This is a genomic window from Hyphomicrobium sp. 01T421 (genome assembly GCF_056398805.1).
The window spans coordinates 958,249-970,645 of record NZ_JBFTQC010000001.1; the positions used below are offsets into that span (position 1 = coordinate 958,249).

The window sequence follows — 12,397 nt, forward strand, 5'->3', positions numbered from 1 at the left end:
CGCCGACGCGTTCACGTCTATCGTGCCGCTGGCGGCTAAGGTCGCCGCGAGCAGATCGTCGCCTGACAGCGCTGCGAGCGACGTAGCTTCGAACTGCCCCGAAGGCTTCGGATTTTCGGGGAGTATACGTCAATTATTCGCAAAACGCCGAGCTTATTGGCCGGCTTTGCCACTGAGTGCGGCCGGCCTGCCCGCGCGCTCTAACCTCGTGGCTTATACGCGATATCGATGCGAGTTCCGTCGGATAAGTCGACGAGCGCCAAGAGCTTGACGAGGTCGCGACGTCTCGTCGTCGAAGACGTATTCGAAAATCGAGTTAGCCGGCTAGGGACCGCTGGAACTGCAGTGTACGGAAAATGTTGTAATCCGGCGCCTGCAGAGCACTTTCACCACACCTGATGCCGCCCCGGAGCAATACCCTCGGCCGGGGATACCCCGAGAGGCCATGATGAATCTCGCGATCAGCGTACTATTCCGCGCCATTCCCCTGATAATGGGCGCGATTTGTCTCGCATTTGGCCTTTACATTCTGTACGGCGCAACAGACGCCAATCACTTTGTTGCAGGTCACGTCAACATCGCGCTGACGGCGATCTGCTACGCGCTGTTCACCACAGCGGCGACGATTATCCGCCAGCTCATCCATCGCTATAGCGAGTTCTGGCGCGTGGCCCTGCCGGCATTAGGATATTTCGTTTCGCTCGCCGCCATCGCCTACGGCATCGCCCTAACCGCTTCGTTCGATGCGGGGGACCATATCGTCGCCGGACACATCGCTATCGGTGTTGGATTGATCGCGATCTGCGTAAGCACGGTAGCCACGGCGTCCACAGTTTTCACCCTTATTCCGGTCAGTGCAGGGCGAAAGCCGGAAGATGGGCCGCCGGACGGCGCGCATACGAAACACGTAGCCTTGCAACTAATAGCTATTCCTGTGATCTGCGCGATCGTCGGATTCGCATTGACGTATTGGCTTTTGATGCGAGGCGATCAGCCGGGCTATGTCGCCGGCCATGTGATGTTCGGCCTGTCTGCGATCTGCCTCAGTCTGACCGCCCTGGTCGCAACAATCGTCCGCCAGATCCGCAACGTGTTCACCGAGGGCGAGCGCATGATGTGGAGCTGGCTCGTCGTCGTCATGGGCTCGGTCAACATCCTGCTCGGCATCTATGTGCTGATCAGCAACGATCACGACTATCGCCTCGCTCCGGGCATCGTGCTGATCGGACTGGGCCTCATCTGCTACAGCATTCTGTCGAAGGCGCTTCTTCTGGCGCTCGTCTGGCGCCGAAGCTTTCCGCTGGCCAATCGCATTCCCCTGCTGCCGGTTCTGACCGCCCTGACCTGTCTGTTCGTCGCGGCCTTCTTGTTCGAAGCGACGGACGCCAATGCCGGATATTTCGTGCCCTCCCGCGTCATGGTCGGACTTGGGGCGGTGTGTTTCACGCTCTTCTCGATCGTCTCGATACTGGAGGCGGGCACATCATCGAAATAGGTATGAGCGTGACCGGCATGGGCCGCCAGTGACCGCGCCGGTGCAGGAAGCGATATTCGATAGCGACTCACCCCGCTTGATAAGCTTTCTGGCCGGACGTGAGAGGGGCCGAGCCAGAGGCGGCCGGCATGTCGTCTTGAACGGATAGACGTCCAGGGTGATGATCGCCGCGCGGGCGGTGGTGGGCGTCTTCTTTACATCGTCTTCACAAATCTTCCGCCAAGCCCATTTCCGCGAGCGAGGGGAGGAAGCGAATTCGCCTAAATCGCCGCAACCTTATTGCCGCCGCGGCCATCATATGGCAGCGTAATCTGTGATGAGGCACCGTTTTTACCATCGCTGGTTCGTTTTCTTGGGGCTGCTCGCCATGTTCGGCGCGTTGCTTTCGATGCCGCTCGCCGCAACCTACGCGTACGCGATGTCGGGCAAGGACTCGGTGTCGGCCCCCGAGGCGATGCCGGCACACGGCGACGAGATGCCCTGCCACAAGAAGATAAAGAAGGCTTGCCCGAACTGTCCTCAGAAAGTCTGTCCGGAGATGGGCACTTGCCTAGTTAAGTGCTTCCAGCCTTTGCCGGCCCCAGCATCCGAGGCCGGACTACATGGCGATGTCATCGCCGATCGCGTGGCGCCCGCGATCTATGCGGTGCCGCCGAGTTCGCTGATCCCGCCTCTCCTTCGACCTCCCAGTCTCTGACCTGCGCCATTCCGGCGTGAGCAATCGCTGCGGCTTGCCGCGGCCTGCATGCGCGCGCGCCATAGCGGCCGTGCGTCGGTTCGAGACATCAGGAGACATACAACATGCAACGTCATTCATTGCGCGCGCTCGCCGTCGGCTTCGCGTTCTTCATGGGCATGACCGGTTCGGCTCTGGCCGATTCCAAGGACTACGAGTTCCAGCTGCTTGACAAGGAAGTGAAGCAGGGCGCGGCGGTAATCTCAGTCAAGCTCGTCCACAAGCCTTCGGGGCGTGCCGTAGGCGACGCTGTGATCTTCGCCAAACGCATCGACATCGGCCCCGATGGTATGGAGGATATGACCGCCCCCCTGGACCTGGAAGCGTCGACTGCGCCTGGCGTCTACCGGTTCAAGACGTATCTCGGCATGGCGGGAGAGTGGGCCTTGTCGCTCGGCGCCAAGGTGCAGGGTGAAACCGGGACGGTCGAGAACAAGCTCATCATCAAGGCCCTCCAATGAGCGCCCTAAGCAAGGGGTTGGCTTTCGTGGCAGCGGTCATCGCTGCGGCGGGAGCCGGACTTTGGGTGGGCCAGAACGGTATGCTCCACCTGCCGCTCCATCCCACGGCCGCTATAAACGCGCCACACGCGGAAGCAACTGGCCCGGTGATCTATTACCGCGACCCCGATGGGAAGCCGCTCTATTCGCTGGCGCCGCGCAACACCGGCGGCGGCGCACCCTACGTCGCGGTCCACGCCAGCGAGGACGTGTCGTTCGAACCGAAGCGCAAGACTGAGGAAGTGCATGCCTCCGTTCCCGGCGTCGAACGAAAGATCAAATTCTACCGCAACCCGATGGGGCTGCCGGACACATCGCCGGTGCCGAAGAAAGACTCCATGGGCATGGATTACATCCCCGTCTACGAGGGCGAGGACAGCGACGACGCATCGGTGAAAGTCTCTCCCGGCAAGATCCAGCGCACCGGCGTTGAGACCGTCGTCGTCATCAAGCGGTCCTTGACGCGAACCATACAGGCACCGGGTGTAGTCGCACTCGACGAGCGCCGCATCGCGGTGGTGGCGCCGAAGTTCGACGGCTATGTCGTCAAGATCGGCGACGTCACCACGGGTACTCATGTGATGGCCGGCGACGTGTTGGCGACGGTGTTCGGCCAAGCCGTGCTTGACCAGGCCGCGCGTTTGCTCGTCGAGGAGAACTCGGGCTGGACTCGCAGCGACGAGGCCGCATCTCCTCCGGGCCTCAAGGGGCCCGCGGGCGTCGTCGGCGCCACGCGCCGCCTGCAAAACCTCGGTGTGCCCGAGGAATTCATGAACCAAGTGAAGAGCGAGCGCCGCGTGCCGGACACCTTCACCATCCGCGCGCCCATCAGCGGCGACGTGCTCGAACGCAATTGGAGCGATGGCCAGGGCTTCAAGGCGGGCGACGTCGGTTTCCGCATCGCGGACCATTCGATTGTTTGGATGATGGCGAACGTCGCCGAAAGCGAGATCGGCGCAGTCGAGCCCGGCCAAGCGGTGACGGTCACCACGCGCGCCCACCCCGGGCGCTCCTTCGAAGGCACGGTGAGAGTCGTCTATCCGCACCTGATGAAGGAAACCCGGACCGTGCAGGTCCGCATCGAGATGCCCAACGCCGACCGGGCACTGCTTCCCGACATGTACGGCGACGTCCAGATCGCCACCGGCGGTAAGGAACCGGTGCTTATCGCGCCGTCCAGCGCCGTCATCGACAGCGGCAGCCGCCAGGTCGTGCTTCGCGATCTGGGCGAAGGCCGCTACGAGCCGCGCGACGTGAAGATGGGCCACCGGGGCGACGGTGTCGTCGAACTCCTTAGCGGCGTTTCCGAGGGGGACCGTGTCGTCGTCAACGGCAACTTCCTCATCGACGCGGAAAGCAATCTCCAATCCGCGCTGAAGAGCTTCCAGGCCCCGGCGACCCCGGAGGTCAACCAATGATCGCGCGTCTGATCGGCTGGTCGGCCCGGAACGTGATGCTGATGTTGATCGCCACGGCGTTCGCCGTTGTAGGAGGCATCTGGGCGGTGAGGACACTGCCGCTCGACGCCATCCCCGACCTCTCGGACACGCAGGTCATTGTGTATACCGAGTATCCGGGACAAGCGCCGCAGGTGGTCGAGGACCAGGTCACCTATCCCCTCACCACCTCGATGCTGACCGTGCCGCACTCCAAAGTCGTGCGCGGGTTCTCGTTCTTCGGCGTCTCGTTCGTCTATGTGATCTTCGCGGACGGCACCGACATCTATTGGGCACGCTCGCGCGTGCTCGAATACCTCAATGCCGCCGCCAAGCGCTTGCCTGCCGGCGTCACGCCCACACTCGGCCCCGACGCCAGCGGCGTGGGCTGGGTTTATCAGTACGCGTTGCAATCCAAGGACAAGTCGCTCGCAGACCTGCGGTCGATGCAGGATTGGGAGGTACGCTTCGCGCTCTCCAAGGCCGAAGGCGTGGCCGAGGTCGCAAGCGTCGGCGGCTTCGTCAAGCAATACAGCGTGACGGTGGACCCGAGCCGCCTCAGGAGCTTCAACATTCCGCTCGACAAGATCCGCGACGCCATCCGCAACAACAACATGGATGTCGGCGGACGGACGTTGGAGCTGGCCGAGCACGAGTTCATGGTGCGTGGCCGGGGCTACCTCAAGGGCGTGCAGGACCTCGAAAACATCGTGGTCAAGGCCGACGGGGGTACACCGGTCTTGCTGAAAAACGTCGCGAGCGTGGAGATCGTCGGCGACGAACGGCGCGGCATTGCCGAGCTAAACGGCGAGGGCGAGGTGGCGAGCGGCATCGCGCTGCAGCGCTCGGGCGCCAATGCGCTCACCGTCATCGATAACGTCAAGGAACGGCTGAAGGAGATCGCGCCGTCATTGCCGGCCGGAACGCAGGTGGTGCCGGTCTACGACCGCTCCGAACTCATCCACCGCGCCATCGAGACCCTGAAGCACACGCTGCTCGAAGAAAGCCTGGTGGTCGCGGCCGTGTGCATCATCTTCCTCCTGCACGTACGCAGCGCGCTGGTCGCCATCCTGATGCTGCCGGTCGGCATCCTCATGGCCTTTATCGCCATGCGGTTGCTCGGCATTGGCTCCAACGTCATGAGCCTCGGCGGCATCGCCATCGCCATCGGCGCGATGATCGACGCGGCGATCGTCATGATCGAGAACGCCCACAAGCATCTGGAGCGCGCGCCCAAGGACAAGCCGCGACTCGAGATCCTGATTGAAGCCGCCACCGAGGTCGGGCCGGCGCTGTTCTTCTCGCTCCTGATCATCACCGTGTCGTTCCTGCCGATCTTCAGCCTCGAGGCGCAGGAGGGCAAGTTGTTTGGGCCCCTCGCTTTCACCAAGACATTTGCCATGGCTTCGGCCGCGCTGCTCTCGTTGACGCTGGTCCCAGCGTTGATGGTCATCTTTGTGCGCGGGCGGATCATTCCCGAGGCAAAGAATCCCATCAACCGCGCGCTCATCTCCATCTATAGGCCGGTGATCAAGGGTGTGCTCAAGGCCGAGACGCTGACCATCGTCCTGGCCGGCGCGGTGCTCGCGACGTCGGTGTGGCCGGTGACTAAGGTCGGCAGTGAGTTCATGGCCAATCTCAACGAGGGCACGCTGCTGTTCATGCCGACGACGCTGCCGGGGCTCTCGATCACCAAATCGGCCGAGTTGCTGCAAATGCAAGACCGCATCATCAAGTCGTTTCCGGAGGTAGCGTCGGTCTATGGCAAGGCCGGCCGCGCTCAAACGGCAACTGACCCGGCGCCGACCGAGATGTTCGAGACCATCGTCAATCTGAAGCCGAAGGAGGAATGGCGTCCCGGCGTCACCACCGAAAGCCTCATCGCCGAGATGGATAAGGCGCTGCAGTTCCCCGGCGTCTCCAATGCGTGGACTATGCCAATCAAGGCTCGCATCGACATGCTGTCGACCGGCATCAGGACGCCGGTGGGCATCAAGGTCATCGGTAAGGACCTCGTCGAAATGGATGGCGTTGCCCGCCAAGTCGAAGCCATTCTCAAATCGGTCCCAGGTACTTCCAGCGCGTATGCCGAACGAGTATTAGGCGGTTATTACCTCGAGATCGTCCCCAACCGCGAGCGGCTGGCTCGCTACGGACTGATGGTCTCCGACGTGCAGAACGTGGTCTCGACGGCACTCGGTGCCGAACCCGTCACCACAACGGTGGAAGGCCGCGAACGGTATACCGTCGCCATCCGTTACCCACGCGACTTGCGCTCCGATCCGCAAGCCATCGCCAAGGACGTCCTTGTGTCGCTGCCGGGCGGCGGCACGGTGCCGTTGGGCGAAGTCGCCGACATACGGCTCACGAAGGGCGCCACCAGCATCCGCACCGAGAACGCCAAGCTGGCTACCTATGTCTACGTCGACATCCGCGACCGCGACCTCGGCGGCTACATCGCCGACGCCAAGAAGGCCGTGGAGACGCAGGTGAAGCTGCCGACGGGGACATATCTCGTGTGGAGCGGCCAGTTCGAATATATGGAACGCGCCGAGGCGCGCCTGCAGATGGTCGTGCCGGTGACGCTGATGATCATCTTCTTCCTGCTCTATCTCAACTTTCAGCGCCTCACCGAAACCCTCATCGTCATGCTGTCACTGCCGTTCGCGCTGGTCGGCGGCTTCTGGCTGATGTGGTGGCTGGGCTTCAACCTCTCCGTCGCGGTGGCGGTGGGTTTCATCGCGTTGGCAGGTGTCGCCGCGGAGACCGGCGTGGTCATGCTGATCTATCTCGACAATTCCAAGCGCGAGATCCAAGCCGAATGCTTGCGTGAGCGCAGGCCATTTACACGCGAGGACCTTCATCGTGCTATCATGGTGGGCGCGGTGGAACGCGTGCGGCCGAAAATGATGACGGTTGTGGCGATCATGGCCGGTTTGCTGCCCATCATGTGGAGCACCGGCACCGGGTCGGAAGTGATGCAACGCATCGCGGTGCCGATGATCGGTGGCATGATCTCATCAACGCTCCTTACGCTGATCGTCATCCCGGCGATCTACGGCCTTGTAAAAGGCTGGCGCCTGCCAACCAAGGCCGAGGCGTCAGCACCGATCGTCGATGGTCGGTTTGTGGCCCCTAGCTGAAAAGTGAGCAACGACTGGCATGACCCGACCGAGCGATGAATGTCCGCTTTCTCGGTAAGTGGCGCCTCCGCGCAAGCACTGAAGGATGTGCAAAAAACCAAAGTCACCGCCGGTTGGCACACGTTGCGCCGCATCGGAGGGTGACTCGAATTGGCCTTACTCGATCACCGTGCTTCTTCGGCAATTGAAAACAGATCGAGCCACCGCCCGAGTACGCCCGCGCAATGGTGTTCGAAGTCCGGCAAGTGCGGTTCGCTCGCGACGATAAGTGCGTCGGCGTCGATGCCGTTGGCAGCGAGATAACTCTCGTTGTTGCGGCACATGTCGGCAAGCAGTGATCTATTCACTTCGGCATGATACTGGAATCCGTATGCCTTCTGGCCATAACGGAACGTTTGCCAAGGCGTCATCTCGGATGAAGCGAGAACGATACCGTTGGGAACATGGCGAATAACGTCGCCATGGAAATGATAAGAAAGAAGCGTTTGCGGGTGTCCCTTCAGGAGAGGATCTTCCGCCGCCTCATCGCGCAGCGTGAGATCGTACCAGCCGATTTCCTTTTGCGCGCCAGGGCATACATCTCCTCCCAGTGCTGCAGCGAGAATCTGCGCACCAAGACAGAAGCCAGCGATGGGCTTGTCAGCACTCATGAAGGAATTCACGAGAGCCATTTCCCGTTCAAGGTACGGGTAGGTCTCGGTCTCATACGCACTCTGAGCACCGCCCAATATGATGAGCGCGCTAAAACGCCCAGGCATCAACTCCGCATACGGTGCGTTGAAGCCTTGGACAATGAACTGAGATAGACCGCGTTTGGCCATTAAAGTGGCGAGCGAGCCCGCCCCTTCTTGGGGGTCGTTTTGGACGATGAGAACGGGAAGCATGTGTGTCAGGCCGATTTGCGATCTGTAGTGTTGGAACGAGACGACGTTCGGACGGGCACTGTGCGATACCCCAGATGAAGCCAGAGTGTCCGCTTGAACTCTTCGACTGTCTTAAGCATGTCGAAATCCTTGAGCATGAGTGATCTCGCCAAGATGCCGTCAAGGAACGCGGAGATCATGGTGCACACAACCGACACATCGACCTTACGGAAAATGCCCGAGTCGATGCCGTCGGTTATGATGTCACCGAGGATCTTCTTTTCATGACTATAGAAGTTTCTGATTGTACTTCTCGCGTCCGAAAATTCTGGGCCACTGCAGTCCATGCTTATCTTGATGACGTTGCGCAGACGCTTGTGCAAGGTCACATGCACGTCGAACCATGCATTGATCGCTGAAGCCGCGTTCTCATGCTTGCCGTTGTGAATGTTGTCGTCGAAGTGTTGGAACGCCTCGCTCGTCGCACTGGCAATCGCCGCGTTAAACAAGGCGAGCTTGTCCCGGTAGTGATAGTAGATCATGGCGCTATTGACGTTAGCGGCTTTGCCAATGTCCTTGATCGTCACTGTCGAGTAATGACGCTCCGCAAATAAATCGAGAGCGATCCGTGCGAGCTCATCGGCATCGGGGCCTGCAACTACTGCCGCCCTTCGCCCAAGTTTTGGTTCAACTTCTTTGCGTTTCCGGCCCATGTTACTCCGTCCCAAAATCAATCGATGGATTAATTACACAGTTTCCCAGCGTCAAGCACTTCATTGTCGCGAGCGGCCGGCTTGCCCGTGGCGAAACCCTAAGGTGAGCTGCAACAAACTGCTAGGATCTACGTGCAACTGAAAAAAATTTTGACTGCGGATGCTTAGATTGCTGCTTCGCACTCTCTGATGGCGCATCCCAGTTGAGATGACGTCTTCGTCTTCCATGCCGTCTCGTGCCGCTGATCCTAGGTTGCCCTCCGACACCGGCAACTCATCGGCTGGCGTCTGACCGAATCTCTCAATGATACTGTGCGCTTCGTCGTTTATGCGGCCGTTTGGTCGGCGCACAAGGCGGCCAGAAATCGAAATCATCATTCTGCGCCTCTTCTCGCAGCGGTTGCGCTCCGTGCGCTGCGGCCTGGATATCGCGTCAGTAATTCCGACGTCACGAAGTGCGGTCTCTCATGATGCAGCGCATATAATTAATCGCTTGATTAAATAAAAGGCCGAAACTAGCCTCACTCGGAGACGGCAAGCTGCACTCTCCGGTTTCTTGCTTTTTGCGATCGGAAGAATCGTTCGGTCATGCCGCTCTCTCAAAAGCGGGCATCCGCACAGGATGCCCAAGACCACAGGGATATCCCGGTAACAAATCGTTACATCCGGGCAGGAGGACTTTATGGCGAAGTACATTCTTTCAGATCCGAATTTCAGCGACGGTAAGCGTAAGGAGGTCATCGACCAGATTATTGCTCCGTACCGCAACAGGCCCGGACTCAAACTGATCGGTTATGAGCCTGACGCCGATTTCGATCGCCTTCCGGTGGAGCTCCTTGGCCGTCCTGAAGTGATGAAGGACGCGATTCTGGAGTCTTGCGCCAAGGCTTACGAATTGATCGACATGGAGAAGCAGAAGGGCCACCATCCGCGCATCGGTGCCGTCGATACCATCGAGATCTATCCGGCAAAGGACGTTACGATCGAGGAATGCCGGGAGCTGGCTGAGGAGATCGGCAACGAGATCTTCAAGCGGCACCAAGTTCCGGTCTTCTTCACGGGCAAAAACGCTCGCCGTCCTGACCGCGAAGGGCTAACGGCCATTCGCAAGGGCAACTACGAAGGGCTGCGAGACGCAGTTCTCAAGGATCCGAGCCGCGCGCCGGATCTCGGTCCCGCTAAGCTGCATCCAACCGCTGGAGCGACGATCGTTGGCGCTCTTGAGCAGCATGACGCTTATTTCAACGTCGTGCTCGATACCACGGATGTCGCCATCGCTAAGAAGCTTGCGAGCTTTATCAGAGGCAGGACCGGCGGCTTCACCAACATCCAGGGCACTATCGGCCTGCCGAATAAGCATCGCCGAACTGGAAAAGACGTCGCCATCATCTCGATCGAGGTCAGCAATCCGCTGCAGACGCCGCTACACAGAATTTACAATCTTCTGAAGGCTGAGGCCGCACGCTACGGCGTGAACGTCCTTGCCGGTCAGGTGTGCGGCACCATCGCGGCTGAGGTCCTCGTGCAGACGGCGGAATGGTACCTGCAGCTCGAGGGCATCAACGGTCCTTGGGATTACAAGAGCCAGATTCTCGAGAACCATTTGCTCGAGCTCGAAGGCTAGAGCGTAACGCCCCACGTAAAATATCAACAAAAAAAATAACAGGAAATCGAAGCCGGCTCCATCACGACAACGGTGTCAACCACCGAGAAAATGGATGCCGGCTTTGATTCCATTACGCGGCGCCTAGGGAGGGCCGGCAACTATGGGAGGAAAATCAGATGGATTCTAAAGCTGCGAATCCTGAACACGTCATAGTGTCATCATCGCACAAAGAAAATATGGTTCGAGCGGTAAGCTGGTGGGAAGTCGTTTTCATTGCACTAGGCGCGTGCGCGCTGGTGATGTTCAGTCTCGGGGGGATTTCCGCGGTCACCGGAACCGTGTCACCGCTGGTTTGGACGGTCTCTGCTACGATCGGGTTGATAGCCACGTTTGTCTATGCCGAAATGGCGGCGATGATGCCAAACAAATCCGGCGGAACCGCGAACTATGGTGCAACCGCCTGGATCCGGCACGTTAAAGTCGTTGCGCCGATGTCCGTCTGGGGCAACTGGATCGCATACAGCCCGATCCTTGCTATCGGCTCTGGTTTGGGGGCAGGCTACGTGCTTTCGGTCTTCGTCCCGCCGGATCACGTCTTGAACACTTGGAGTTTCACACTCGTCGATCTGAACGCGATCAAGCCGGGTCTGACTCTCCGCCTCAACATGCAATTCGTTCTTGGCACCCTCATCATGTTGACGATCTGGGCTATTCAACATGCCGGGATCACGAGAACCGCACGCGTTCAGATCGCGCTGACTCTTGGTGGGCTCTTCCCGCTGGTCCTCGTTTGCTTCCTGCCGTTGTTTGGCGGCAAAGTCACGATGGAGCACTTCACGCCGTTCGTACCATTAAATGGAGCCTGGGACTTTGACGGGTGGAAGCTGTTCTTCGGCGGTTTGTTTATAGCCGCCTGGTCGGCATACGCTGCCGAAAGTTCGGTCTGTTTTATGAGCGAGATGCGCGATCCAGAAACGGGCGGGCCAAAGGCGATCATCTGGACTGGTGTGATCTGCCTGGTCGTATACGCCCTCGTATCCTTCGTATTCCAAGGGGGCTTGGGGACCGAAGGCATGCTGTCACCGGGGATCCAAAGTGGAGAAGGTGTAGGCGCTGCGTTCGCCAGCCTAGTTGGAGCTGGCCCATTCTTCACCAACCTGCTGGTTGTGATGCTGATCTTCAGCCTTCTGCTGGGGGTGATGACGGCCATGGCGGACTCTGCCAGAACCCTTTATCAGGGAGCACATGATGGCTGGTTTCCGAAATACCTTGACCACCTCAACGAGCACGGTGTCCCCACTCGCGCAATGTGGGTAGACCTCTTTTTCAATGCCTTTCTTCTGCTCATGTCTGACTATCTGTTCGTGCTTGCTGTTTCCGCCGTCAACTACTTGATGTTCCACACACTCAACATGAGTGCGGCATGGATTCACCGCATTGACAATCCGCGTTCCAAACGGCCGTATCGCGCTTCGATGTTCTGGTTGGTCGTTGTGGGATGCCTATCGTTTGTGAACGCCTTCTTGATCGGCGCTGGTGCGAACGTGTGGGGGGATGGAGTGCTTCCTCTCGGCTTTACGGTCCTGTTTGCCGCCGTGCCGGTCTTCCTTTACCGGCACTACGTAACCGACGGCGGCAAGTTTCCCGACTATATGCTGTCGGATCTGATCCCGCCAGGCGAGACCGAACTCACTCCTACCCGAGCAGGCATCCTTCCTTATCTCGCGCTTGCCGGCAATGCGCTCGCAATATTGATCGGGTACCAGATCTTCTGGGGGAGCTGATCGCGGGTCCATTCGTGAGATCGGCGGCCTACGTCATCTTCTGGGTGACGTACTGACGAAGATGCGGCTTCGGTTCCGCAGGGCGTCTTCCCGGTTCTTGTCCGGTGATCGATGTCGCATC

Annotated in this window: 9 protein-coding genes; 7 read left to right on the forward strand and 2 right to left on the reverse strand. The window is 59.5% G+C overall.

Annotation, left to right across the window (positions count from 1 at the left end; genetic code table 11):
* Positions 1–445 precede the first annotated feature (445 nt).
* The 5 genes from AC1DK3_RS04415 (at position 446) to AC1DK3_RS04435 (ending at position 7,310) form a co-directional block, all read left to right on the forward strand.
* On the forward strand, positions 446–1,495 hold the full coding sequence (locus AC1DK3_RS04415) for a DUF2776 family protein (protein ID WP_477191063.1): 1,050 nt from the start codon (positions 446–448) through the stop codon (positions 1,493–1,495).
* 316 nt (positions 1,496–1,811) lie between these two features.
* Entirely contained in the window at positions 1,812–2,192 is a 381-nt protein-coding gene (locus AC1DK3_RS04420) for a hypothetical protein (protein ID WP_477191064.1), read from the forward strand.
* A 104-nt stretch (positions 2,193–2,296) separates the two neighbouring features.
* Positions 2,297–2,692 (forward strand): FixH family protein, encoded by a 396-nt coding sequence (locus tag AC1DK3_RS04425; RefSeq protein WP_477191065.1) that lies wholly within the window; start codon positions 2,297–2,299, stop codon positions 2,690–2,692.
* The gene (locus AC1DK3_RS04430; RefSeq protein WP_477191066.1) at positions 2,689–4,149 is read left to right on the forward strand and encodes an efflux RND transporter periplasmic adaptor subunit; all 1,461 of its coding nucleotides are present in this window, start codon (positions 2,689–2,691) and stop codon (positions 4,147–4,149) included. The genes AC1DK3_RS04425 and AC1DK3_RS04430 overlap by 4 nt, the downstream gene beginning before the upstream one ends.
* Positions 4,146–7,310, forward strand: a complete 3,165-nt coding sequence (locus tag AC1DK3_RS04435; RefSeq protein WP_477191067.1) for an efflux RND transporter permease subunit — start codon at positions 4,146–4,148, stop codon at positions 7,308–7,310. Before AC1DK3_RS04430 ends, AC1DK3_RS04435 begins: the two co-directional genes overlap by 4 nt.
* Positions 7,311–7,474: 164 nt before the next feature.
* Here AC1DK3_RS04435 and AC1DK3_RS04440 read toward each other — a convergent pair whose 3' ends face one another.
* Positions 7,475–8,194 carry a type 1 glutamine amidotransferase gene (locus AC1DK3_RS04440; RefSeq protein WP_477191068.1) on the reverse strand — a complete coding sequence of 240 codons (720 nt, stop codon included), beginning with the start codon at positions 8,192–8,194 and terminating at the stop codon, positions 7,475–7,477.
* Positions 8,195–8,199: 5 nt separating this feature from the next.
* On the reverse strand, positions 8,200–8,886 hold the full coding sequence (locus AC1DK3_RS04445) for a TetR/AcrR family transcriptional regulator (protein ID WP_477191069.1): 687 nt from the start codon (positions 8,884–8,886) through the stop codon (positions 8,200–8,202).
* Between the two features lie 682 nt (positions 8,887–9,568).
* Here AC1DK3_RS04445 and ftcD point away from each other — a divergent pair.
* Both ftcD and AC1DK3_RS04455 read left to right on the forward strand, forming a co-directional pair.
* The gene (gene ftcD, locus AC1DK3_RS04450) at positions 9,569–10,510 is read left to right on the forward strand and encodes a glutamate formimidoyltransferase (protein WP_477191070.1); all 942 of its coding nucleotides are present in this window, start codon (positions 9,569–9,571) and stop codon (positions 10,508–10,510) included.
* 158 nt (positions 10,511–10,668) lie between these two features.
* Complete coding sequence (locus AC1DK3_RS04455; protein WP_477191071.1) at positions 10,669–12,276, forward strand: APC family permease; 1,608 nt, start codon at positions 10,669–10,671, stop codon at positions 12,274–12,276.
* Positions 12,277–12,397 lie beyond the last annotated feature (121 nt).